General features: G+C 66.9%; 19 protein-coding genes. 10 read left to right on the forward strand and 9 right to left on the reverse strand.

Annotated features, from left to right (window positions below):
- The first annotated feature begins 6 nt into the window (after nt 1-6).
- The 3 genes from PV768_RS16890 to PV768_RS16900 all read left to right on the forward strand — a co-directional run bounded on the left by PV768_RS16890 (nt 7) and on the right by PV768_RS16900 (nt 2904).
- Nucleotides 7-777, forward strand: a complete 771-nt coding sequence (locus tag PV768_RS16890) for an SDR family NAD(P)-dependent oxidoreductase (RefSeq protein ID WP_421093646.1) — start codon at nt 7-9, stop codon at nt 775-777.
- 59 nt (nt 778-836) lie between these two features.
- The gene (locus PV768_RS16895) at nt 837-2282 is read left to right on the forward strand and encodes a DUF5129 domain-containing protein (protein ID WP_421093647.1); all 1446 of its coding nucleotides are present in this window, start codon (nt 837-839) and stop codon (nt 2280-2282) included.
- 112 nt (nt 2283-2394) lie between these two features.
- Nucleotides 2395-2904 carry a DUF1003 domain-containing protein gene (locus PV768_RS16900; RefSeq protein WP_157242007.1) on the forward strand — a complete coding sequence of 170 codons (510 nt, stop codon included), beginning with the start codon at nt 2395-2397 and terminating at the stop codon, nt 2902-2904.
- 55 nt (nt 2905-2959) lie between these two features.
- Here PV768_RS16900 and PV768_RS16905 read toward each other — a convergent pair whose 3' ends face one another.
- The 5 genes from PV768_RS16905 to PV768_RS16925 form a co-directional block, all read right to left on the reverse strand.
- Entirely contained in the window at nt 2960-3523 is a 564-nt protein-coding gene (locus PV768_RS16905) for a flavodoxin domain-containing protein (RefSeq protein ID WP_157242008.1), read from the reverse strand.
- A 22-nt stretch (nt 3524-3545) separates the two neighbouring features.
- Nucleotides 3546-4016: a GyrI-like domain-containing protein gene (locus tag PV768_RS16910; RefSeq protein ID WP_157242009.1), complete on the reverse strand. Its 471-nt coding sequence runs from the start codon at nt 4014-4016 to the stop codon at nt 3546-3548.
- 74 nt (nt 4017-4090) lie between these two features.
- Complete coding sequence (locus tag PV768_RS16915; protein ID WP_421093648.1) at nt 4091-4462, reverse strand: DUF5655 domain-containing protein; 372 nt, start codon at nt 4460-4462, stop codon at nt 4091-4093.
- A 15-nt stretch (nt 4463-4477) separates the two neighbouring features.
- Nucleotides 4478-4948, reverse strand: coding sequence for a pyridoxamine 5'-phosphate oxidase family protein (locus PV768_RS16920; RefSeq protein ID WP_157242010.1), 471 nt, complete (start codon nt 4946-4948; stop codon nt 4478-4480).
- A gap of 66 nt (nt 4949-5014) precedes the next feature.
- The gene (locus PV768_RS16925; RefSeq protein WP_421093649.1) at nt 5015-5479 is read right to left on the reverse strand and encodes a flavodoxin family protein; all 465 of its coding nucleotides are present in this window, start codon (nt 5477-5479) and stop codon (nt 5015-5017) included.
- Between the two features lie 157 nt (nt 5480-5636).
- Between PV768_RS16925 and PV768_RS16930 the strand changes: the two genes are divergently transcribed.
- The 7 genes from PV768_RS16930 (at nt 5637) to PV768_RS16960 (ending at nt 17930) form a co-directional block, all read left to right on the forward strand.
- Nucleotides 5637-6119: a pyridoxamine 5'-phosphate oxidase family protein gene (locus tag PV768_RS16930; RefSeq protein WP_157242012.1), complete on the forward strand. Its 483-nt coding sequence runs from the start codon at nt 5637-5639 to the stop codon at nt 6117-6119.
- On the forward strand, nt 6091-8070 hold the full coding sequence (locus PV768_RS16935; RefSeq protein WP_421093650.1) for a heavy metal translocating P-type ATPase: 1980 nt from the start codon (nt 6091-6093) through the stop codon (nt 8068-8070). The genes PV768_RS16930 and PV768_RS16935 overlap by 29 nt, the downstream gene beginning before the upstream one ends.
- Nucleotides 8071-8137: 67 nt before the next feature.
- Nucleotides 8138-8599, forward strand: coding sequence for a universal stress protein (locus tag PV768_RS16940; protein WP_421093651.1), 462 nt, complete (start codon nt 8138-8140; stop codon nt 8597-8599).
- Entirely contained in the window at nt 8599-11154 is a 2556-nt protein-coding gene (locus tag PV768_RS16945; protein ID WP_421093652.1) for a cation-translocating P-type ATPase, read from the forward strand. Before PV768_RS16940 ends, PV768_RS16945 begins: the two co-directional genes overlap by 1 nt.
- Nucleotides 11155-11265: 111 nt before the next feature.
- Nucleotides 11266-13680, forward strand: a complete 2415-nt coding sequence (gene ppsA, locus PV768_RS16950) for a phosphoenolpyruvate synthase (protein WP_421093653.1) — start codon at nt 11266-11268, stop codon at nt 13678-13680.
- 42 nt (nt 13681-13722) lie between these two features.
- Nucleotides 13723-16908 (forward strand): HAD-IA family hydrolase, encoded by a 3186-nt coding sequence (locus PV768_RS16955; protein WP_421093654.1) that lies wholly within the window; start codon nt 13723-13725, stop codon nt 16906-16908.
- A complete protein-coding gene (locus PV768_RS16960; RefSeq protein WP_421093655.1) occupies nt 16905-17930 on the forward strand; it encodes an ATP-dependent 6-phosphofructokinase in 1026 nt (341 codons plus the stop codon). Before PV768_RS16955 ends, PV768_RS16960 begins: the two co-directional genes overlap by 4 nt.
- 41 nt (nt 17931-17971) lie before the next feature.
- Here the strand turns inward: PV768_RS16960 and PV768_RS16965 are convergent, their stop codons facing one another.
- The 4 genes from PV768_RS16965 to PV768_RS16980 all read right to left on the reverse strand — a co-directional run bounded on the left by PV768_RS16965 (nt 17972) and on the right by PV768_RS16980 (nt 22943).
- Nucleotides 17972-18388 carry an Hsp20/alpha crystallin family protein gene (locus PV768_RS16965; RefSeq protein ID WP_421093656.1) on the reverse strand — a complete coding sequence of 139 codons (417 nt, stop codon included), beginning with the start codon at nt 18386-18388 and terminating at the stop codon, nt 17972-17974.
- A gap of 62 nt (nt 18389-18450) precedes the next feature.
- Nucleotides 18451-19506: a zinc-dependent alcohol dehydrogenase family protein gene (locus tag PV768_RS16970; RefSeq protein ID WP_370460700.1), complete on the reverse strand. Its 1056-nt coding sequence runs from the start codon at nt 19504-19506 to the stop codon at nt 18451-18453.
- A gap of 68 nt (nt 19507-19574) precedes the next feature.
- Nucleotides 19575-22043: an HAD-IC family P-type ATPase gene (locus PV768_RS16975; RefSeq protein ID WP_421093671.1), complete on the reverse strand. Its 2469-nt coding sequence runs from the start codon at nt 22041-22043 to the stop codon at nt 19575-19577.
- Nucleotides 22044-22070: 27 nt separating this feature from the next.
- Nucleotides 22071-22943 carry a universal stress protein gene (locus PV768_RS16980; protein WP_421093657.1) on the reverse strand — a complete coding sequence of 291 codons (873 nt, stop codon included), beginning with the start codon at nt 22941-22943 and terminating at the stop codon, nt 22071-22073.
- Nucleotides 22944-22964 lie beyond the last annotated feature (21 nt).

Genomic DNA, 22964 nt, shown 5'->3' on the forward strand with positions numbered 1-22964 from the left:
CACCACATGGCCGCCTGGCAGGAAAACATCACTCCGCACCGGTTCGAGGGCCAGACCGTCATCGTCACCGGCGCCGCCTCCGGCATTGGGCGTGCCACCGCCCTTCGTGTTGCCCGGGAAGGCGGCCGGGTGATTGCCAGCGACCTCAGCGCCGAGGGCCTGGACAGCCTCGCGGCGGAGTACGCCGAACTGGGTTTCGTGCCCGTGGCCGGGGACATCAGCAACGAGGCTGTGGTGCAGAGCGTCGTGGCTGCTGCCGGGGGGCGGGTTGACGCGCTGGCGAATGTCGCCGGGATCATGGACAGCTTCCAGCCGGTGCACGAGCTCGACGACGAAACGTGGGAGCGCGTGCTGAACGTCAACCTGACCGCCGTCATGCGGCTTACCAGGGCAGTGGTGCCGCTGATGCTGGCCGCGGGGTACGGCTCGATTGTGAATGTCTCCTCCGAGGCAGGCCTCCGCGGTTCCGCGGCAGGGGCCGCCTACACCGTGTCCAAGCATGCGGTGAATGGCCTCACCCGCAGCTCAGCCGTCATGTACGGGCGCCGTGGAATCCGCGTCAACGCTGTGGCCCCGGGCGGGACGAGGACCAATATCCACGCCGAGTTCAAGTCCCGGCTGGCTGCCGAGGTGCTGGGGCCGTTTATGCAGGCGAACGTTCCGCCCATCGCCGAGGCAGAGGAGGTCGCAGCGGGGATCACCTTCCTGCTGAGCAGGGACGGCACGAACATCAACGGCGTGGTGCTGGCCTCGGATAACGGATGGAACGCCATTTGAGCGGGCCGCGGGCCGCGGGCCGCGGGACAGGACAGGAAAGGAAAGGACAGGACAGGACTGTGCGCAGGATCGTTGGTCTGCTGCTGGCTTTGCTGGTGCTTCTGCCCGGCAGTGCAGGCGTTGCCTTCGCTGTTCCGCCGGCGTCCGTCGAGGTCCAGGATACGGCTGGGGTGCTGGACCGGAACACGCTGGTACCGGCCCTTGAACGCATTGAGTTCCACAATCCAACCAAGGTTGTGGTGTACACCTACAACGGCAGTGCGGAGGAGAACCTCAACGAGGAGGTCCTGAGGTTCGCCCGGGCCGAGCACCCTGAATGGATCAGCGCGGACGGCCAAAAGTGGGCGGACGGGCTGTTCATTTTTGCCCTCGACCCGGTGGGCCGCCATGTAGGCACATACATGGGCGAGGACCGCAAGGTGTCCCTGGAGCAGCGGACGGACATCCAGGACTCGGCCAAAGAACTTCTGCGGGACGCCCAGTGGACCGACGGAACCATCGCCGGCGTCCGGCGTGCCGCCGAACTCATCAACCAGCCCTGGTACCTCTCGGCTGCCTTCCTGGTCACTGCCTGGGTCACCGCTGGGCTGGCAGCCCTCGGCGCGGGAGCCTGGATCATCGTGCGGGCCGTGACCAGGTCCTCCAGCCGGAAAGAGATTGAGCGCGGGGACCGGAACTACGCGAACGTCAGCATGGATCTGGAGGTGACCGAGCTGAACGCCGGCACCATTCCCGAGGCATCCAGGTACGGAAGCCAGGTGCTTGAGAAACACCGCACGTTCCTGAACCGCTATAACGCAACCAGCGAGCTGTCCAACAAAGTGCACGCGTTCTCCGGGCGCGCTTTGAGCCGGCGGAAGAATCTCAAGCTCGCGCGACAGTACGCGGACGCGGCCTCGGAGCTCGACGCGCTGGACGACGTCATCGCGGACAGCAACGCCCTCCTGAACCGCGCCAGCGCCTGGCAGACTGCCTGGGACCGGCAGCTGGCACCCTTCCGCAGCGACCTGGCCGGACTTGAACAGCTCCTCACCAAGCGCCACGGGCAGGGGGATTCGGCCACCGCGGCGGCGCTGCGGTCTTTCCGCGACCAGAGCCTGCGGGAGATCGAGCGCTGGACCGCCGAGCTGGCGGAGGGAAGGATCGGCCCGGAAGAGGCGCTGGACCGCCTCTACGACGCCCGGACCCGGCTCGCCTCGCTCCTGGAAAGCCACGCGGAAACGGTCATCGGGGGCTTCGCGAAGAATGCACGTGAAGCCGAACTCATGCGGAAGGAAATGCAGGAAGCGCAGGAAGGCCTGGACCACCGGCGCCGTACCTATGAGCCAAGCATCCTGGGCACCGTCTACCCGTCCTACCACTTCTTCTCCGTGGCCACCTTCAATTCCGGGCTCAACACCGGGGTCAGCAGCGTCAGCTCCGCCCGCGGCGGAGGCGGCAGCACCACCGGCTATGGAAGCAGCGGCGGGAGCTTTTCCGGCTCGGGCAGTTCATCCAGCTTCTAGCGCCGGGACCTGCGCCTTCCGGGCGCCCTGTCCATTGGGTAATTCCAGGGGCTACCGGCGCGTTCCGCGGCGGGCCGAGCGGCCACCCGGGGCCGGCACTTACCCTAGGCACATGAGCGAGCGAAGAACTACGTGGCACGCGCGGCACAAGGAGGGCCTAAGCCGGGGTGAGCGGGCGGCGGACGTCCTCCGCAACGGGATGGGCAGCTGGACATTCGTGGGGCTCTTCGTCGCCTTCATGGCGGCATGGGCCGCATTTAACACCTACGTGCTGGCATCGGACGCCTGGGACCCCTACCCCTACATCCTCCTCAACCTCTTCCTCTCCATGCTGGCCGGGCTCCAGGGCGCCATCCTGTTGATTGCCGCAAAGCGCCAGGACGCCATCGCGGCGGCGATGGCCCGCCACGACTACGAGACGGACGTTCAGTCAAAGTCGGAAATCGACCGGCTGATGGCAATCAACAGCCAGCAGGTTGAGCTGCTGGAGGAGCTCCGGGCCATGATCTCCCGGCCAGGCGCGCTTCAACCCGGACCCCTGCCGCCGGGCGCGCCGCTACAGGGGGAAGATGCAGGCACGGACGACGGCGGCAGTACGGCCGGCCGCCCGGCCGGCGGATAGGCAGGGGTTGCCGGGCGGGGCGCGGCGGAACCGCAGACTGAAGATCAGGCGGCCGCTAGTCTGCCGGGGTGCCGGAGTCCGGACGGCCAGCGGCCTCCAGGCCGGCAGCGATCTCGTCAGCCCAGGCGTCGATGGCCGCCCAATCCCGGAAATCGCCTGCCGGCAGGGCTTCCTTCGCTGCCGGCGCGAGCCGGATGAGGCGCTCACCGATGCCGATGGGAGGGGAATCCGGGTTCCACGCGCCGAAGAAGACCTGTTCTCCGCTGGGCCGGAGCAGTTCCTGCAGTTCGGCGAACTCCTTGGGCCTGGCACTCTTCAAGACATCCTCACCGTCCTTATCGACAGTGTCGTTTCCGAGCGGGCCGCTGCTGAAGAGCCAGACCCTCCTGGCCTGCAGCTCCCGCCGGTGCCGCTTGGCGAAGGCCGTCGCTTCCCTAAGCCAGTGGACCATGTAGGCGGCGCTGCCCAGCACCACGGCTTCATACTGGCCCACGTCATCCACTTCTGCCACGGGCCGGGCCTCGGCCTCGATCCCGTCTTCAGTGATCCGGGCAGCGATGCGTTCGGCAATGCCGGCGGTGGAGCCGTGCCGGCTGGCGTACGCAACGAGAACCTTCATCGGGGACCTCCCTGATTGGCACTTAGGCGACGGGCCAGACAACCCGGGTCTGCCACTTCGCGGGGTCGGGTTCAGTTTCCGGGTCGCTCAGGTAGTACTCCCACATGGTGTCCGACGGGGTGAGTCCTTCGGCTTCCATCTGCCCCAGGATCGCGTGGTAGGTGTTCTCCAGGGTGTCGTACGGCCCGACGTGGAGCGCTTCCAGGGCATCTGTCTCAGGCAGGGTCCCGCTCGCCACCCCGTCAGCCTCCGTGAAGTTGCCGTCGATGGGGAAGCCGGCTTCCACGTCAACTGTCTCGCTGGGCATTCCCCGGTAGAGCGCAAAAGGCGGTCCTGCGGGGCTGGCACCCTGTTTCCGGGCCGCAGCCATCACCGTGCCGAAGGCCCGGCTGAAGAAGTCAGTCAGGGAAGCCATGGGGACGCGTTCGCGGACGACGGCGACGGGCTGCTCTGTAAGGTGGACTTTCCTTGGGTGCTGGGCAGAGTTGTTCATGGCATTAGCGTGCGCCGCAGGCTGCAGGCGTCACAGGGCCTTAGGACTCTAAATGGTGTCCGGGCCGCCCGGCCTCAGCCGGCAGCACCATAGGCTTCGCGCATCCAATGCTCCACTTCGGCGTCCAGTTGGCTACTCTCCAGCAGCTCAAGGTGGTGCATCCAGATTCCGGGGGACGGGTGCACGATTTGCTTGAACCGCGGCGATGGCAACTCGTAGGGGAGCGCAAGGGTCAGGACAACGGGAACCGAAGATTTCACATAGGTCCCAGGGCGCCAAAGAAACGCGAAGCCGTGCCGGCGGCGGAACGAAACCTGGCTTTTGGAAACCCGGACCTCCATCGGTCCGAGAGCGGATGCCATGCGTTCTGCCGCCCGGTAGATGCCGTAGGCCGTGGCGGAACCTTCAAAAAAACGGTCAAGCGTCCAGGGTTCGCCGCCCTCCACGGGAACGGGCGGGGTCTATTCGAATCCTGCGCGGGTGGCCTCGTCCAGCGGGGTGCGCCAGGTACCGGAGGCGGACAGGGTGAACCTCCTGCCCGTCACCGACTGGGGAACAATCCGGATGAGGTGGTCCTTGCCTACACCCTGCCAGGGAAAGAGCCCCCGCCGCGTCTCGTTCAGTGCCGGCCCCGCGGCATCGTCCTGGACCGCCCTGCCCTTGACCACAACGCTCCAGGCCAGGCCAAACTCGGCGCTGACGCTGTCCGCTTCCAAGGCAACCAGCGGGTTGGCTTCAATGGCCTGCAGCTTGGTTCCACTCCCTGTCCGGAAAACAAGGCCCTGGCCGTCAACCTTGAAGCCCACCGGGAACACATCAGGCTGGCCGTCCACGACGACGCCAAGACGTCCCACGCTGGTGTGTTCCAGTAGTTTCCAGCACTCGTCGGAGTCAAGGATCTCAGCTTCTGGCACCATGTTCTTGTCGGTCATGTCCAGATCCTACGGCGCCGGCCATAGCCCTGAAAGGGCCCAAAGACCTTTGACCTGTCCGCGAGTTCAGGCTTCCCTGTGGCTGCCCTGGTCCTGCAGGCGCGAGAGAAGCGTTTCAGCCCACGCAGCTGCGCGGTCAACCTCCCCTTTGCGAAGAGGGCCTTCGCTGCCCTTGACATGGAAGGCCATGGGGCCGGCGACAATGCTTGCGCCGGCGTCCTTGAGTGCCCGGCTGATTTTCCTGGCCGCATCCCCGTGGATGAAGAGCTTGAGCCTGGTGTCGAACGCGGCGGCCCGGACCCCTGACAGTCCACGGGCCGCAAGATCGGCGAGCGCCTGGGTGATTTTGGGCGTCGGGCGCCAGCCATTGATGGGACTGCCGACCACAAGGAGATCGCCGGACTGGACTGAACCGGGATCGAAACGGTCCACGGGGAAAGCAGCGGCCATGCTGCCCAGGCCCGCCGCCAGGGCTTCGGCGATGGTCCTGGTGTTGCCGTAGGCGGAGTCATAGACGACGAATGCCTTCATGGTCCTGGTCCCTTTCATGGACGGGCGGAAGCCGGGGTTCCCCTTTCAAGAATGCGCGCCGCCGGGCCTGGGCGGCAGGGGCGAAAGTCATACGGGAGGCGGGCTCCGGGCCTAAATGCCCTAGCGGCGGCCGAGGGGTGGCAGTACGTTCAGCTGTATGCTCAACAACTCACCGGAACGGGACGCCTCAGCGGCAGTGGAGGTCCTTGGCGCCAGTGCCTGCTGGGATCTCCTGCGGACAGTATCGGTTGGCCACCTCGCCGTCCTGGTTGACGGCCATCCGGAAATCTTCCCCGTGAACTACAAGGTGGACCATGAGTCGGTGGTCTTCCGCACCGGAGAAGGAACGAAACTTCACGCGGCCGCCGGGCCCGCCGCCGTCGCCCTGGAAGCCGACGGCACCGACCAGGGAACGCGAACCGCGTGGAGCGTCGAGGTGAAGGGCCATGCGGTTGTCCTTGAACCTTCCCCGGACCTGATGACCGGCGTCGGGCTCACCCTTTTTCCGTGGCAGGCGGGGCACAAGGACTACTTTGTGCGGATAACTCCGACGGCGGTGACCGGCCGGCGCTTCAAGATCACTTCGCCGCTGACCTGGTGGAGCCACCTGGATGATCCGGCGCGGGCAGGTTTTGCCTGAGGGTCGGCCGGCCGGTCCGCCCGGCACGTCCCTGGGGCCGCTGCAGGCGGCGAACCCCGAGCAGCCCCGCACGTCCCTGGCGGGCAGGGGCATCGCGTCTGTCCGGCTGTTCCCGCTGGTGGCATTGACATGCCTGATGCTCGCGGTGACGGGACTGTTGCTGCAGTCCGGCCTGGGGCAGCCGGCCCGGCTCGGCGCGTCCGCCTATGCCGCCGTCGTCGGCGTGACCCGTGCCGTGTCAATGTTCCGTTCCCTGCGCCAGGGCCGTTGGGGGATCGACGTCCTGGCACTCATGGCCATTGGCAGCACGGTGTGGGTTGGTGAGTACCTTGCTGCCTTGGTGGTCATCCTCATGCTTTCCGGCGGGGAAGCACTTGAAACCTTTGCCCAGGGACGCGCAGCACGGGAGCTGAGGGCGCTCCTGGACAGGGCTCCGCGGTTCGCGCACCGGGAAGCCCCCGGATCAGTCCTGGAGGACACCCCGGTTGGCGGGGTGCTGCCGGGGGACGTGCTGGTAGTGCGTCCCTCCGAGCTCGTACCAGTGGACGGGGAGCTCCTCTCGGACGCTGCCAGCATGGATGAATCCTCGCTGACGGGCGAAAGCCTCCCGGTTGAGCGGGTCCGGGGCGACCTCCTGCTCAGCGGCTCCGTCAACGGCGAGACGGCCATCAGAATGCGGGCCGCCGCGACCGCGGACGATTCACAATACAGCCGCATCATCGCCCTGGTGGAGGAGGCGGCGTCCAGCCGCGCCCCGGTGGTCCGCCTGGCGGACCGCTACGCCGTTCCGTTTACCGCGCTCGCGGTCCTCATGGCTGCAACCGCGTGGCTTCTTTCAGGGGATCCCGTGCGGATCGCCCAGGTCCTGGTGGTGGCAACTCCGTGCCCGCTCCTGATCGCCGCGCCGGTGGCCTTCCTGGCCGGCACCAGCCAGGCCGCCCACAAGGGCATCATCATCAAGAACAGCGGAACCCTCGAGCAGCTGGCCAAGGCCAGGACCGCGGTGTTCGACAAGACAGGAACGCTGACCTCCGGGCGGCCGGTCCTGGATACCGTGCAGGCAGCACCGGGAGGGGAGGGAAGCGGATCGATGAACCCTGCGCGGATCCTGCAGCTTGCCGCCTCCGCAGAGCAATACTCCTCGCACGTCCTGGCAGCCTCCGTCATTGAAGCTGCCGCCCTGCGCGACCTTGAACTCCTGCCGGTAACCCGGGCCACGGAACATGCCACCCAGGGGGTGGAGGCGGTATGCGGCGGGGACACGGTGGTGGTGGGCAAGGCGGGCCTGGTCCGCAGCTCAGCACGGGGTTTCCGGGAAGCCGCCCTGCGCAGCGGGCAGCTGGCGGTCTACGTGGCCGTGAACGGCACGTACGCAGGCGCCCTCATCATGAAGGACCCGCTGCGCGCCGACGCAGGGCAGACGCTTGCCCGGCTGCACCGCCTGGGAATCCGGCACACCATGCTGCTGACCGGTGATGCCCGGGGGACCGCGGCGCACATTGCCGAAGAAGCAGGCATCCGGCACGTGCAGGCGGACTGCCTTCCCGAGGACAAGGTCAACGCGGTGGCCGGCGTGCGGGAGCGACCGGTGCTGATGGTGGGCGACGGCGTCAATGACGCCCCTGTGCTCGCCGCGGCGGACGTCGGGATAGCCATGGGGGCCAAGGGCGCCACAGCCGCGAGTGAGTCGGCAGACGTGGTGATCATGCTCGACGACCTGTCCAAAGTCGCCGTTGCAGTCGAAATCGGGAAACGCACCGTCGCTGTGGCCCTGGTGAGTATCTGGACAGGAATAGGCCTCAGCATCGGGCTCATGGCTGTTGCCATGACCGGGTACATCCCGGCCGTCACGGGGGCACTCCTCCAGGAACTCGTGGACCTGGCCACAATCTTGAACGGGTTGAGGGCGCTGCACGGACCCAGGCCGAAAAGGCCCGTGGGCCGAGGCTGAAACGGCAGGGGGCCGGCATGACCTTCGGCCCTTCCCACGGCCGCCGCCAGTAGGGAATGTGGTGGATATGAAAGCAGAAACAGTGTCCAAGCCCGTCATTGTGGGTGTCGACGGGTCAGAATTCTCATCGGCAGCCCTGAGGTACGCGGGCACCCTCGCGGCCCGCCTTGGCGCCCGGCTGGAGGTCATCACCTGCATCGGCATGCCGGACTACCTGGTGCTGCCCCACATTGAAGGCGCCGACCGCCAATTTACCGCGAGGCTTGAGGACGCGGCCCGCCGGTTGGTGGACGAAGCCCTGGGGAGGGCATTCTCCGGCGACCGGCCCGAAGATGTCGGGGTAACGGTGAAGTTCGGGCCGCCGGGCAAGGTCCTCGTGGAGGAAAGCCGGCGGGCACAGCTTCTGGTAGTCGGGCGGCACGGTGAGGGAGGGTTCCTCGGAACCAGCATGGGCTCCGTCAGCAAGGCGTGCGCCGCACGGTCCGTGTGCCCGGTGCTCCTGGTGGGCCAGGAGGCGGACGTCGTGTGATGACCGCGGCTGGCCTGACCTCGGTCCAGGCCGCGGATCTCCTGAAGCAGGCAGGCCCCAACCTCCTTCCGGCCGAGAAACCGGTGCCCCAGTGGCGGAAACTCTGGGGGGAGCTGACGCACTTCTTCGCCCTCATGCTGTGGTGCGCGGCGGGCCTTGCCTTCCTCGCGGACATGCCGCAACTGGGCGTGGCGATTATCGTCGTCGTCCTTGTCAACGGCGTCTTTGCCCACATCCAGCAGGAACGCGCCCAGCACGCGGCGGCGAAACTGCGGGGACTGCTGCCCGCTGACGTACTGGTGCGGCGGGACGGGCGCGTCCGGAAAGTCCATGCCAGTGAACTGGTGATCAACGACGTCGTGCTGCTGGCCGCCGGAGACCGCATCCCCGCCGACGTCGTGCTGGTCACCGCTGCGTCCTGCACCGTGGACGAATCCATGCTGACCGGGGAGAGCGAACCGGTGCCGAAAGCCGGCGGCGATCCTGCCTGGGGCGGGACGTTCCTGGTCAACGGCAACGCGGAGGCCGCCGTTTCGGCCACGGGCGCCAGGACCCGGCTGGCCGGGATCGCGCTCCTGACCAGCGGAGCCGTTTCCCCACCCACTCCGCTGTCCTTGGAACTGCGCCGGATCGTCCGCGTGGTGGCATCCGTTGCCCTGGCAATTGCCGCCGTCTTTTTCCTGGTGTCCCTGCTGGTGGGCATCCAGTGGCGGGATTCCTTCCTCTTCGCCATCGGCGTCGCCGTTGCCCTTGTTCCCGAGGGCCTGCTGCCCACGGTGACGCTGTCGCTCGCGATGGGCGCCCAGCGCATGGCTGCCCGCAATGCGCTGGTCCGCAACCTTGAGGCGGTGGAGACCCTTGGGTCCACCACGTTCATCTGTACGGACAAGACGGGCACACTGACCCAGAACAGGATGAACGCCGTCGAGGTCTTCACCTCCCAAGGAGAGGTACACATTGCCGGTGACGGGTACAACCCGGAAGGGACAGTCCTGGGGGAGGGAAAGGACAAAGCCGCCGAAACTGCGCTCGCGGCCCTTGCCGCCTCACAAGGCCGCGCCGAACTGCACGAAGGACAGTGGCGGGCCTCCGGCGACCCAATGGAAGCGGCCATCGACGTGCTGGCACGGCGGCTGACAGGGGCAGCAGGCGACGGGAGGGTGCCTTCGCGCAGGCTCCCCTTCGATCCCGTACGACGGCGGGAATCGGCGATCGTTGGACAGGACCTGTTCTGCAAGGGCGCCCCGGAGGCGGTTCTTCCGCTCTGCGGCGCCGTGCCCGAACCGGTCGGGGAACAAGTCCATCTGATGGCCTCCCGGGGGCTGCGTGTCATCGCCGTGGCGCGGCGGAAGTTGGAGGGCGCGCCGGCGCTCTGGGAGTCCCGCCCCGCCGAGGACATCGAACGCGGCCTCGAGCTGCTGGGCCTGATCGGGCTTCATGATCCGCCCCGGCCGGACGTGGGCGAGGTCATCCGGACCGCCCGTAATGCCGGTCTCAAACTCGCCATGATCACCGGTGACCATCCGGGTACTGCTGCGGCCATCGCGCGTGAGATCGGGTTGATGGGGGTTCCCGAACGGGTGCTGGAAGGCACGGAGCTCCCGGACGACGAGCAGTTGCTCGGCGCGCTCCTGGACCGCGACGGAGTGGTGGTGAGCAGGGTTTCCCCGGAGCAGAAGCTGCGGGTTGCCAGGGCGCTGCAGTCCCGGGGACACGTGGTGGCCATGACCGGAGACGGTGTAAACGACGGCCCGGCCCTGCGCGAAGCGGACATCGGGGTGGCCATGGGCTTAAGCGGCACCGATGTCGCACGCGAAGCGGCCGATCTGGTCCTCCTCGATGACCACTTCGGAACCATCGTGGCCGCCATCGAACAGGGCAGGGCCACCTACGCCAACATCCACAGGTTCCTTACCTACCACCTCACGGACAACGTGGCGGAGCTGACCCCGTTTGTTATCTGGGCGCTCTCCGGCGGGCAGTTTCCGCTGGCCCTCGGCGTCCTGCAGATCCTTGCCCTGGACATCGGAACCGACCTGCTGCCGGCTCTGGCCCTGGGCGCTGAGCAGCCGGGCAAACGCGTGCTTGCGCGGCCCCCGGAACGGCGGCACCTGATGGACCGGAAGCTGATGGTGCGCGTCTTCTGCGTGCTTGGCCCCGTGGAGGCCGTCATCGAAATGGCCGCATTTTCCGCGGTGCTCTTCGGCGGTGGCTGGGACCGCGGCGAGACGCCGGAGCCCGGGCTGCTGATGGCCGCCTCAGGTGCCGCTTTCACAGCGGTGGTGCTGGGTCAGCTGGCCAACGCCTTCGCCTGCCGGAGTGCAACCGTTCCGCCCTGGCGGCTGGGCTGGGGCACGAACAGGCTCCTGGCATGGGCGATCCTGGCTGAGCTGGGTGTGCTCGCGGCTTGCCTGTTTATTCCCCAGCTCGCCGCCGTCCTGGGGCAGGCACCCCCGGCGCCTGCAGGACTCCTCGTGGCATTGTCGGCAGTGCCGGCCGTCCTGGCTGCGGACTGGGCCTACAAGCGCATCAGGGGCCGCTCCAACCACGCATGACCGGCAGCCTCCCCTGGTGCGGGGCCCGGCAAGGGGCGCGCTCCGGGGGCGGGCCGTGCTCGGGACCAAAGACTCTGCCCGGCGTCTTCCGCCACGGCCCAGAATCAAGGCATGACTGCACCCGCAACCCCCCGTGCCGATGTCCATGTCATGTGGATCGCTGACACCGGGATAGGGGACATCGCGTCCGTGGGGGGAAAGAACGCCTCCCTGGGCGAGTTGAGCCGGTCCCTGCGTTCGGCCGGCGTGAGGGTCCCGGAAGGGTTCGCCACCACCGCTGCTGCCTACCGCGCTTTCCTGGAAGCCAACGCCCTGGAGCCGCGCATCCGGGCCTACATCGGGGAGTACCGCGCGGGGCGGGCCACCCTGCGCCAGGCCGGGGCGGCCATCAGGGAACTGTTTCTGTCGGCCACTTTTCCGGAAAGCACCGGGCAGGCAATCGAGGAACACTACCGCCTCCTTTGCCGCCGCGCCGGCCAGCCCGAGGTTGCGGTTGCGGTCCGCAGCAGTGCCACAGCGGAGGACCTGCCGGACGCCAGTTTCGCGGGCCAGCAGGAGACGTTCCTCAATGTGGCGGGGGAACGCGCCGTCCTCGAAGCCTGCCGGAACTGCTATGCCTCGCTGTTCACCGACCGCGCCATCAGCTACCGGGAAATGAAGGGCTACGACCACCTGGAGGTGGCATTGTCCGTAGGTGTCCAGCGCATGGTCCGCTCGGACGTCGGCGCTTCGGGGGTCATGTTCTCCATCGACACGGAGTCCGGGTTTCCGCAGGCCGTGCTTATCAGCGCGGCCTGGGGGCTCGGCGAGACGGTAGTGCAGGGCACCATCAACCCGGACAAATACCAGGTGTTCAAACCGCTGCTCGCCGATGACCGCTTCAGCCCCGTGATTGACAGGGAACGCGGCGCAAAGGAACGCAAGATGGTCTACAGCCTCGGGGGAAACGCGAGGACCCGGATGGTGGAAACGAGCCAACGGGAGCAGGAGACCCTGGTGCTGAACGACCAGGAAGTTGTCCTGCTGGCGCGTTGGGCCGCTGCCGTGGAGGCACACTACGGCAGGCCCATGGACATGGAATGGGCCAAGGACGGCGTAACGGGCGAACTGTTCATGGTGCAGGCCAGGCCGGAGACGGTCCAGGCCCGGCGCAGCAGCTCCACGTTCCGCACCTACCACCTGCGTGAGCCGGGGCGCGTGCTGGCATCAGGGGCGGCGATCGGTGATGCCATAGCCAACGGGCCGGCCTGCGTCATCCGGGATGCGAAGGACATCGAATCGTTCGTGGACGGCTCGGTGCTGGTGACCCGGATGACAGATCCGGACTGGGTGCCCGTGATGCAGCGTGCAGCGGGCATCGTCACGGACCACGGCGGGCCTACCAGCCACGCGGCGATCGTGAGCCGGGAACTGGGCGTACCCGCCGTCGTCGGAACACGCAACGCAACCGAAGCCCTGCCTGACGGTGACCCCATCACCCTGTCCTGCGCGGAAGGCGAAGAAGGCCGGGTGTACGAAGGACTCCTGGAGTACACCGTGGAGGAAGTGGACATGGAGGCTCTTCCCGCCACCGGCACCGATATCATGGTCAACATCGGCAGTCCTGCCGCAGCCTTCAAATGGTGGCGCCTGCCGGCGGCTGGAGTGGGGCTGGCCCGGATGGAATTCATCATCAACAACCTCATCCGCATCCATCCGATGGCCCTGGTGCACCCCGAGCGGGTGGCAGACCCTGGGGAAGCAGCGCTCATCCGCAAACTCACCAGCGGCTACCGGGACCCCCAGGAGTACTTCGTCGACGTGCTGGCCACCGGGATCGCCAAGATCGCGGCGCCGTTCCACCCCAGGCCCGTGATCGTCCGGCTGAGCGACTTCAAGACCAACGAGTACAGCCACCTGATCGGCGGCGGCTATTTTGAACACGCGGAAGAAAACCCCATGCTGGGTTTCCGCGGTGCCTCGCGCTATTACAGCGAGCACTACCGCGAGGGCTTTGCCCTGGAATGCAGGGCCCTTAAGCGCGTCCGCGAGGAAGTGGGTTTCGCCAACGTCATTGTCATGGTTCCCTTCTGCCGGACCTTGCGCGAGGCTGACCTGGTCATAGAGGCCATGGCCGGGCACGGCCTGGTGCGGGGCAGCGCCGGGCTGCAGCTCTACATGATGTGCGAGATACCCTCCAACGTGGTGCTGGCGGAACAGTTCGCCCAGCGCTTCGACGGCTTTTCCATTGGCTCCAACGACCTCACCCAGCTGGTCCTGGGCGTGGACCGCGACTCTGAGCAGCTGGCCGGGCTGTTCGACGAAAGGGACCCCGCCGTCAGTTCGATGATTGCCCAGGCCATCGACAAAGCACACGCGGCCGGCATCAAGATCGGAATCTGCGGGCAGGGCCCGAGCAACCACCCGGACCTTGCCGAGTTCCTGATCAGCAAGGGCATTGATTCCATCTCGCTGAACCCGGACACGTTCCTGAAGGCCCTGCCCGTCATCGCCGCAGCCGAGCAGCGGCTGGGCAGACAGGCCTAACGGCACTGTCACGGGCGGACGGCCTGCTGGTATCCCTGTCATATGACCGCGTCGCCCACTGCTGCTGCCGCCAAGCCGCCCTTTGACGCCGTTATCTTCGACCTGGACGGGGTGGTCACCAACACGGCGCTGGTGCATCAGGCCGCCTGGAAAGAGGCCTTCGAACAGATCCTGCAGGACCCCCGGATACCCGCCACCGCGGACCGGTCCCCCCTCACCAAAGCCGACTACCGCAACTACATTGACGGCCTTCCCCGGGAAGAAGGCGTGCTGAAGTTCCTTGCCTCCAGGGGAGTGAAAGTCGACCGGGGATCTGACCGGGATGAGCCGGGCACCTGGACGGCTTTTGGGCTGGGCGCCCTTAAGAACCGCCTGTTCCTCGAGCACCTGAGGGAGGACGGCGTCCAAAGCTATCCGGGGACAATGCAGCTGCTGCAAAGACTTTCCGACGCCGGTGTTCCCACCGGTGTGGTCACGTCCAGCCGCAATGCCTCCTCCGTCCTGGACGCGGCCGGCATTCCGGGCTATTTCAACGTCATCCTGGACGGGACCGCCGCAGCAAACCTGGGCCTCCGCGGGAAGCCCGCCCCTGACGTCTTCCTGGCCGCCGCGTTCCGCCTGGGGGTATCGCCGTCCCACGCCGTGGTCATTGAAGACTCGGTCGCGGGGGTACTGGCGGCGCACCGGGGCGGATTCGGGTTGGTGGTGGGAATCGACCGCAACGGCAGCCGGCGGGAACTCGAAGCCGCCGGGGCGCGCTCTGTCCTCAACGACGTTGGCGAACTGGACCTGGGCCTCGTTGTGGGTGATCCCTGGCAACTGATCTATGAGGGCTTCGACGCCGGCCACGAGGGGCACCGCGAAGCGCTTACCACCCTTGGCAATGGCTACTTTGGCGTGCGGGGAGCGGCGCCGGAGGGCGGAAGCTTCCGGTACCCGGGCATGTACCTCGCGGGCGTCTACAACCGGGTGGCCTCCGAGGCGGCCGGTGAAGTGCTCGTGGAAGAGCACATGGTCAATGCCCCTGACTGCCTTCCGGTCGACCTTCGGCTGTCGCCCGGACAGTGGTGGTCGACGGGTGGAATGACAGTCCTCCGCGAGCGCCGCACCCTGGATCTCCAGCGCGCCGTCCTGGAGCGGCGGCTGCTGCTGGAAGCCGCTGACAAGCGGCGCCTGGAAGTTGTCCAGACGCGTTTCGCGTCCATGGCCGAGCCCCACCTCCTTGCCCTGGACATGAAAGTCACCCCGCTGGGCTGGAACGGTGTTGTGGAAGTCCGCAGCGGCGTCAACGCCGGTGTCAGGAATATGAACACTCCCGGCAAGGGGTCGGTTCCCGGGAGCCACCTGGTGGACCGGACCAAGGCCGGAAGCGGCGTCGAGCAATCCAATCCGGAAGACATTTCGGTCGTCGAAGCTGAAACGACGCAAAGCCTGGTCCGGATTGCTGCCGCGTTCCGTACGTTGGTATCCGGGGCGGCGGGCGGCGGACATCCCGGCAGGAAGGGTGCCTTTCACTTCCGGACGTTCGAGGTTCCGCTCGTCGACGGGGCACCGTCCAGGATCAGCAAGGCCGTGGCCGTAGTGACCTCCCGTGACCGCGCGATTTCCTCCCCGGCGTCGGCTGCGCGGGCCGTACTGGAGCGGTGTGGTGACGATTTCGAAGCCCTCCTGTCTGCCCACCAGGAGGCCTGGCGGCGTGAACTGGACCCGTTCCGGGTGGATATCGACGCGCCGGTCCAGGTGCGCCTGGTCCTCAACCTGCACATCTTCCACGTGCTGCAGACCCTGACCCGCCATACGGCCGAGCTGGATGCGGGAGTCACTGCCCGCGGTCTCCATGGCGAGGGTTACCGGGGCCACGTCTTCTGGGACGAGCTGTTTGTGCTGCCCCTCCTGACGTCGAGGACGCCCGATCTTGCCCGGTCCCTCATCGACTACCGCTGGCGGAGGCTTCCCGCGGCCCGCCACGCGGCCTCCGTCCTGGGGTTCTCCGGTGCGAAGTTTCCGTGGCAGAGCGGCAGTGACGGGACGGAGGAGACGCCCAAATGGCTCTATAACGACAGGTCCGGGCGGTGGGTCAAAGACAATTCGCATATGCAGTTGCACGCTGGCCTGGCCGTGGCCTTCAACGCCTGGCAGTACTACCAGGCCACCAATGACAAAGCCTGGCTCCTCCGGCGGGGCGCTGAACTGGTCATCGACGTTGCCCGGTTCTTCTCGTCCCGGGCGGAGCGCAGCCAGGACACCGGCCGTTACCACCTCCGCGGCGTCGTGGGGCCGGATGAGTACCACACGGGATATCCGGGCAGCGCCGATCCGGGACTTGATGACAACGCCTACACCAACGTGATGGCTGCCTGGGCATGCCTCCGGGCCGCTGAGCTTGTCTCCATTGTGCAGGGCAACGAATTGGGCGGGCTGATGGACCGCCTCGGCATTACGGATGAGGAAGTTGCCGGCTGGGAGCAGGTGGGCAAGGCATTTTTCGTTCCCTTCCACTCCGACGGCATCATCAACCAGTTCGCCGGTTACGAAGAGCTGGAGGAACTCGACTGGGAACGCTACCGGGAGGCCTATGACAGCATCGAGCGGCTGGACCTGATCCTGGAGGCCGAGGGGGACGGTACCAACCGCTACAAACTCGCCAAGCAGGCCGATGTCCTGATGCTGCCCTACCTGCTGGGCCAGGAAGGGCTCATCAGCCTTCTTTCCGAACTCGGATACGCCTTCACCGCGGACCAGCTGAACCGGACCATTGAGTATTACCTCGCCCGGACTGCCCATGGATCCACGCTGAGCCGGGTGGCGCATGCATCCGTGCTGGCCGCGGTGGATGCGGACCGCGCATGGGACAGTTTCCGGGAAGCCCTCGATGCCGACCTCGACGACACGCAGCACGGCACAACCCGGGCCGGAATCCATTTGGGCGCCATGGCCGGGACCATCGACGTCATCCAACGCAGCTTCGCCGGGCTGCGGCTCAGCGGCGACACCATTGTGTTCGCGCCCAACCTGCCCACCGGGCTGCGGGCTGTGGCCTTTGAAGTCCGCTACCGGGGACATCACCTCAAGATTGAACTCAAGGACGGGCGCCTGCACATTGCCTCCGCACCAGGAGACGCGGCCCCCATCACGCTGCATGTGAACGGGAGGGACACAGCCCTCCCGGCCGGGCTGGCCAGGAGTTTCCGCCTGCCGGCGAAGGCACAGGGATCGGCCGCATCATGAAGCAACTCGGAATCCTCACCAGCGGCGGCGACTGCCCGGGGGTGAACGCCGTGATCCGGGGAGCCGTGCTGGGGGGCGATGTTGCCCACGGATTCGGATTCCTGGGCTTCCGCGATGGCTGGCGGGGAGTCCTGGAGCAGGACGTTGTTCCCTTGCCCCGGTCCAGTGTCCGGGGACTTTCCCGGCTTGGCGGAACCATCCTGGGAACCTCCCGCACCAATCCGCTCAAGGACGGCGGCATTGACGCGGTAAGGGAAAGCCTCCGGCGCAACGGCCTGGACGGCCTTATCGCCATTGGCGGTGAAGGAACGCTGGCGGCGGCAAAAGCCCTGTCCGACCAGGGCATCAACGTGGTGGGTGTACCCAAAACGATCGATAACGATCTCGGTGCAACCGACTACACCTTCGGTTTCGATTCAGCAGTGCAAACGGCAACGGAAGCCATAGACAGGCTGCGGACCACCGGGGAATCCCACCACCGGTGCATGATCGCGGAGGTCATGGGCCGCAACGCCGGCTGGATTGCGCTCCACGCGGGAATGGCATCAGGCGCCCACGCCATCCTGCTTCCCGAGCATCCCGTGTCCTTGGAGCAGGTCTCGGCCTGGGTCATGTCGGCACGGGACCGCGGAAGGGCACCCCTGGTGGTGGTGGCGGAGGCGTTTGCGCTGGAGGGACAGGAAGCACCCTATGCGCCCCGGGGCCTAGATACTTTCGGGCGGCCCCGGCTTGGCGGCATCGGCCGCCTGCTGGAACAGCAGTTGCAGCAGCTGACCGGCATTGAAACGCGGGCCACCGTCCTGGGCCATATCCAGCGGGGCGGTGAACCGACGGCCTACGACCGCGTGCTTGCCACGAGGCTCGGGATGGCCGCCGTGGAAGCGGCAGCGAACGGGAGTTGGGGGACCATGGTGTCCCTGCGGGGAACCGACGTTGTCACCGTGGGCCTGGAGCTCGCCCTTGGAACTTTGAAGGTGGTACCCGAGGAGCGGTACCGGGAGGCGGCAGTCCTGTTCGGCTGACCGGAGTGGTGCCTGGCCCCGGCAGTACCAGGCACCAGCCGTCAACCCCTGCTAATCGGGATTTTCGAGGCCGCCGATCCCTGGCCCTGGTCCGGCAGGGGAGCACGGACTTCCAGGACGCCGTCCTTGTAGGACGCGGTGACGTCGCCCTGCTGGACGCCGCTGGGCAGCGGGAGCCGCCGGACAAAGGAACCGTAACGGAATTCGGACCGGTAACTGTCCTTGTGTTCCTTCTTTTCCTGCCGCTCGGCCTTGATGGACAGCACGCCGTCGGTCACTGTCACGTCAACGTCCTTGTCCGGGTCGATGCCGGGCAGCTCCGCCCGCACCACCAAGGTGTTGCCGTCCACCATCTCCTCTACCCGGATGGCGGCCGTCCCCGTCTCGCCTTCGAACAGCCTTTCGATCAGGTCCATGGGGGAGCGGCGCGACTCAAACCACTTCATCAGCTCGGTCATTATTGCCTCCTGCTCATACTGGTCCGGGACAGCTGGTTGCCCCGGCACTACCACCATCCGCTTTACGCGGTGAAGGTTCCAGAGTCCAAGGTCCCACCCTGGCCTGCAGGTGTTTCCGGGCGAACCCGGAGCACGGCGGAACCGGTGATCCTGTCCCCGGCAAGATCGTCCAGCGCGGTAGCGGCTGCATCAAACGGGTAGACGGTGGTGGCCGGTGCCAGCGGAATTTCGGCTGCGAGCGCCAGGAACTCCAGTCCGTCCGCCCGCGTGTTGGCGGTAACGCTGCACACTTGACGCTCGTAGAACAGATGGTCATGGTAGTTCAGGGCCGGTATGTCGCTGAGGTAGATGCCCGCAATCGCCAGCGTTCCGCCACGATCGAGGGCCCGGAGCGCCACCGGCACGAGGTCCCCCACAGGAGCAAAGAGGATGGCGGAATCAAGCGGCACCGGTGGATCGTCGTAGGCGCCGCCGACGTACTCTGCGCCGAGATCCCGGGCAAGGGCACGGGCCTTCGCCGAGCGGGTCATGACGTAGACGGACGCCCCCTGGTGCATCGCCAGCTGCGCGGTCAGGTGGGCGGAACTGCCGAAACCGTAGATGCCAAGGCGGCCCCCGGCCGGCACACGGGCCCGCTTCAGCGCGCGGTAGCCGATGATGCCCGAGCACAGCAGGGGTGCCGCCTCTTCATCGGTGAACACCTCAGGGATAGGGTAGGCAAAGTCCTGGGCGACAGTGAGCTGCTGGGCGTAGCCGCCGTCCTTGTCCCACCCGGTGAAGACGGGTGCCGTGCACAGGTTTTCGTCCCCGCGGCGGCAGTAGGCGCAGGTACCGCAGACCCCGCCAAGCCAGGCGATGCCTACCCTGTCACCCGGTGCGAACGGGGAATTGCCCGGCCCGGTCCCGGCTACCACGCCCACTGCCTCGTGCCCTGGCACAACACGGGGACGGCGGGGCGGGAGGTCCCCTTCGGCGAGATGCAGGTCCGTGCGGCAGACACCGCACACGCTCACGTCAACCAGGAGTTCGTTGGCCCCGGGCCTGGGGTTTTCGCGGATCCCCATGGTCAGGGGACGGGTAGAGACGGGGCCGGGGCGGCCCACCCACCAAGCGAGCACCGATTCCTCCTCGTGCCATCCGGCTTATCACTGTGGCACGGCCGGTGCAGCCCGGCCAGAGCCGAAAGTCATTTTCCGCCAGCCATTCCTGGGCCGCCGGCCAGGCGCCGTTGAAAACGGCCGATTCCTTCGATAGCCAGGCTTCCTGCCACGGCCACTATGACGGAGGCCGCCAGCAGGTCCGGGGGCGGCCAGTCGAGCCTGAAGAAATCCTTGACCGGAGGGACAGTGAACAAGAGGACCAGGCCGCCGTACATGCCGGCCAAAATGAGGGTTTTGATCCAGTTCAACGGCCGGGATGCCATCACCAGGATCCATGCCGCGATCAGGGCGAGGCTGATGATGGTGGCAGACTGGACCGCCCCGGCGCCGTGCTGGCCGCCCAGCCGCGCGTAGGCGGCGACCGCCAGCACGCACAGCGCGGCGCACATACCGGCCGGTACCGAGAAGGCCAGGGAGCGTTTCAGGAAACCAGGTGCATAGCGCTGTGCACTGGGCTGGAGGGCCAGGAAGAATGCGGGCAGGCCGACGGTCAGTCCGTCCAGTACGGACAGCTGGCGCGGAAGGAACGGGAAGGGCAGCAGCAGCAGGGCGAAAGCCAACGAGGTCAGCGTTATGTACACGGTCTTGCTGAGGAACACCATGGAGACCCGCTCGATGTTGCTGATGGCGCGGCGGCCCTCCGCCACGACCGCGGGCAACCTGTCGAAGCGCCCGTCCAAAAGGACAAGCCGTGCCACGGCCTTGGTGGCCGGTGATGCCGTGTCCATGGCGATGCCCAGGTCCGCATCCTTCAGCGCAAGCACATCATTGACGCCGTCTCCGGTCATTGCCACCGTGTGCCCGCGCCGCTTCAGGGCCTGGACCATGTCCCGCTTCTGGGCAGGGGTGACGCTGCCGAACACGTGGTGGTCCTCCATGGTCTTTTCCAGCAGGACGGGGTCGGCGGGCAGGTTTCGCGCGTCATAGGCCGCACCCTGTCCAAACCCCACTTCGCGCGCCAGGACGGCAACAGTGCGCGGATCGTCCCCGGAGATGATCTTCACGGCGACCCCCTGCTGCCGGAAGTATGCGAGGGTCTTGTGTGCGTCCTTCCGGATGTCCTCACGGAAGGTCAACAGCACCACCGGAACAAGTTCGGGGGGCAGCCGGCCGCTTTCGCCCCATTCGGGCACGGAACCGGGCAGGGAGCCCGGCATGTGGGCGAGTGCCAGGGTCCGCAGCCCGGTGGAGGCCAGTGCCGCGGCGAGCCGGTGGGCCCCGGCACGCCGGGAGGATCCCGCAAGGACGGCGTCAGGAGCTCCCAACACCCAGGTTCCGGGAGCCCCGGACCCGGGCGGGAACGTCACTGCGCTCCATTTCCGGGCGGAAGTGAACGGCACGGACGCGGCTGCCGGCAGGAGGTCGCCCGCCGGAAAAGCGGCGCCGATGGACTTGGCCGTCGTGCTGGCTTCCTCGTTTGCGCCGAACCACTCCAGGGCCCTCCGCCACCCCTCCGCCGGCGGTGTGCCGGCGTCGTGCACGGCGTCGAATTTGATGGAACCGGAGGACAGGGTGCCCGTCTTGTCCAGGCACAGGACGTCGACCCTCGCCAGGACCTCAACGGCCGCCAGCTCCTGCACCAGGACCATGTGGCCGGCAAGCCGGACCCCGCCCACGGCAAACGCAACGCTGGTGAGCAGGACCAGGCCGAGCGGAATCATGGAGATGATGCTGGCCACCAGGCCCAAGGTCCCGGGTATCCAGCGCCCGGAACTGAGGGCGTCCTCCCAGCCGCCGGCATTCTGGATCTGGGCGTTGGCCACGAGCGCTGCGGTGGGCAGGAGCAGCCACGTAATGACGCGGAGGACTTTGTCCAGGCCCGAGCGGATCTCGGACGTGACCAGGGAGAACCGCTTGGCCTCAGCCGTAAGTTTGTAGGCGAACGTGTCCGGTCCTGCCCGGAACACCGCTGCCCGGCCACTGCCCGCCATGATCAGCGACCCGGACAGGAGCACCGCTCCGGGAGCTTTGGACACGGGTTCGGATTCTCCGGTCAGGAAGGACTCGTCCACCTCCACGTACCCTCCGTCCAGGAGGCGCAGGTCCGCGCTTACCTGTTCCCCGGCGCTGAGCAGGACGATGTCGTCCTGAACCAGGGCGTCCGCAGGGATCCGTTGGGGCCTGCCGTCCCGCACAACCTTGCTCTCCGCCGCGTGGAGAATGGCTAACCGGTCAAGGGATTTCTTCGCGCGGTATTCCTGGACGATTCCGATCAGTGAGTTACCAAGGGCCGAAAAGCCAAAGAGCGCGTCCCGCCACTGGTCCAGCACCAACAGCAGGATGAAGCACCCCGCCACGATGCCGTTGAAAAGGGTCAGGACATTCGCCCGGACGATTTCCCAGAGGCTGCGGCTTGTTGTTCCCGGGACGCGGTTGATGCGTCCGGCGCCGGTGCGTTCCAGGACATCAGCCGAGGTGAGGCCATCGTGCCACCGCCGGCCGCCGGGCATGCTTGAGGACGGGTGGTGTTCGAGGCTTTCCCCGGCTTCATACATCACGCCGTCAGCAGGTTCCGTCCGTCATTACTCATGCCGGGTCTTCTTCAGCCGTGTGATCACAGTGGGGCAGGGTGGCTGGGTGAGGACGCCGTGCGCCGTCGATCCTAGGAGCAGCCTTCCAAAGCCGCCCCTGCCCCGGCTGCCCAGAACCAGCATCTGTGCGTTGGCAGCTGCCTGGACCAGGGCGTCGGCAGGTTCCAGGACGGTTTCGAGGACTCCGTGCACCACGAGGCCGGGGTAGTCCTGGCGGAGCCCCGCCACGGTCTCTGACAGGACGATCTGTTCCTCTTGCATCACGTGCTCCGCGAAACTGCTGGACGGCAGCCCTGCCTTGATCCAGCGGTTGGGGCCGGTGAAGGCGTAGATGACGGTAAGTTCTTCGCCCAGTGCGTCAGCCTCGGATGCCGCGAAGGCCACGGCTTGGGTGGACTCCCTTGATCCGTCCACGCCCACCACGACGCCTTGCCCGCCGCCGTGGCCTGCGCCGATGACCGCCACCGGACATTCTGCGTGGGCAGCCGCCTGGAGCGCCCGGTCCGTCAGTGCAGCGCGAGAGTGGCCGCTGCTGCCCAGGACCAGCATGGATGCTTTCGTTGAATAGTCGCCAAGGGATCCCCCGACGCTTCCTTCCAGCAGTTCGGTTGTTACCTGAAGGTCAGGTTCTGCTGCGCGGACGCGTTCCCCGGCCTCCTTCAGCATGCCGAGCGCGGAGTTCCGCAGGGCGTCGATATAGGGGAGCGCATCGAGCGCCTCGCCTGCCATCCAGCGGTCATCCAGGACATGAAGGATGGCCAGCGGCAGCCTGAGCCGGCGGGCACGGGCGGCCGCCCACAGCAGGGCGGCGTTCGAGGGGGAGGAGTCGATGATGGCGACGGCGATGGGCTTGCTTGCGTCCATGGGTTTACCTTCCTTGGTTCT

Source organism: Pseudarthrobacter sp. CC4 (assembly GCF_048957775.1).
Taxonomy (GTDB): domain Bacteria; phylum Actinomycetota; class Actinomycetes; order Actinomycetales; family Micrococcaceae; genus Arthrobacter.

Bases quoted from the DNA above. Each gene is read 5' to 3' on its own strand.
- PV768_RS16935 (WP_421093650.1), top strand. From the start codon at position 6,091: ATGATCCGGCGCGGGCAGGTTTTGCCTGAGGGTCGGCCGGCCGGTCCG.
- PV768_RS16980 (WP_421093657.1), bottom strand. From the start codon at position 22,943: ATGGACGCAAGCAAGCCCATCGCCGTCGCCATCATCGACTCCTCCCCC.
- PV768_RS16925 (WP_421093649.1), bottom strand. From the start codon at position 5,479: ATGAAGGCATTCGTCGTCTATGACTCCGCCTACGGCAACACCAGGACC.
- PV768_RS16940 (WP_421093651.1), top strand. From the start codon at position 8,138: ATGAAAGCAGAAACAGTGTCCAAGCCCGTCATTGTGGGTGTCGACGGG.
- PV768_RS16965 (WP_421093656.1), bottom strand. From the start codon at position 18,388: ATGACCGAGCTGATGAAGTGGTTTGAGTCGCGCCGCTCCCCCATGGAC.
- PV768_RS16905 (WP_157242008.1), bottom strand. From the start codon at position 3,523: ATGAAGGTTCTCGTTGCGTACGCCAGCCGGCACGGCTCCACCGCCGGC.
- PV768_RS16890 (WP_421093646.1), top strand. From the start codon at position 7: ATGGCCGCCTGGCAGGAAAACATCACTCCGCACCGGTTCGAGGGCCAG.
- PV768_RS16960 (WP_421093655.1), top strand. From the start codon at position 16,905: ATGAAGCAACTCGGAATCCTCACCAGCGGCGGCGACTGCCCGGGGGTG.
- PV768_RS16920 (WP_157242010.1), bottom strand. From the start codon at position 4,948: ATGACCGACAAGAACATGGTGCCAGAAGCTGAGATCCTTGACTCCGAC.
- PV768_RS16945 (WP_421093652.1), top strand. From the start codon at position 8,599: ATGACCGCGGCTGGCCTGACCTCGGTCCAGGCCGCGGATCTCCTGAAG.
- PV768_RS16900 (WP_157242007.1), top strand. From the start codon at position 2,395: ATGAGCGAGCGAAGAACTACGTGGCACGCGCGGCACAAGGAGGGCCTA.
- PV768_RS16975 (WP_421093671.1), bottom strand. From the start codon at position 22,043: ATGTATGAAGCCGGGGAAAGCCTCGAACACCACCCGTCCTCAAGCATG.
- PV768_RS16930 (WP_157242012.1), top strand. From the start codon at position 5,637: ATGCTCAACAACTCACCGGAACGGGACGCCTCAGCGGCAGTGGAGGTC.
- ppsA (WP_421093653.1), top strand. From the start codon at position 11,266: ATGACTGCACCCGCAACCCCCCGTGCCGATGTCCATGTCATGTGGATC.
- PV768_RS16910 (WP_157242009.1), bottom strand. From the start codon at position 4,016: ATGAACAACTCTGCCCAGCACCCAAGGAAAGTCCACCTTACAGAGCAG.
- PV768_RS16955 (WP_421093654.1), top strand. From the start codon at position 13,723: ATGACCGCGTCGCCCACTGCTGCTGCCGCCAAGCCGCCCTTTGACGCC.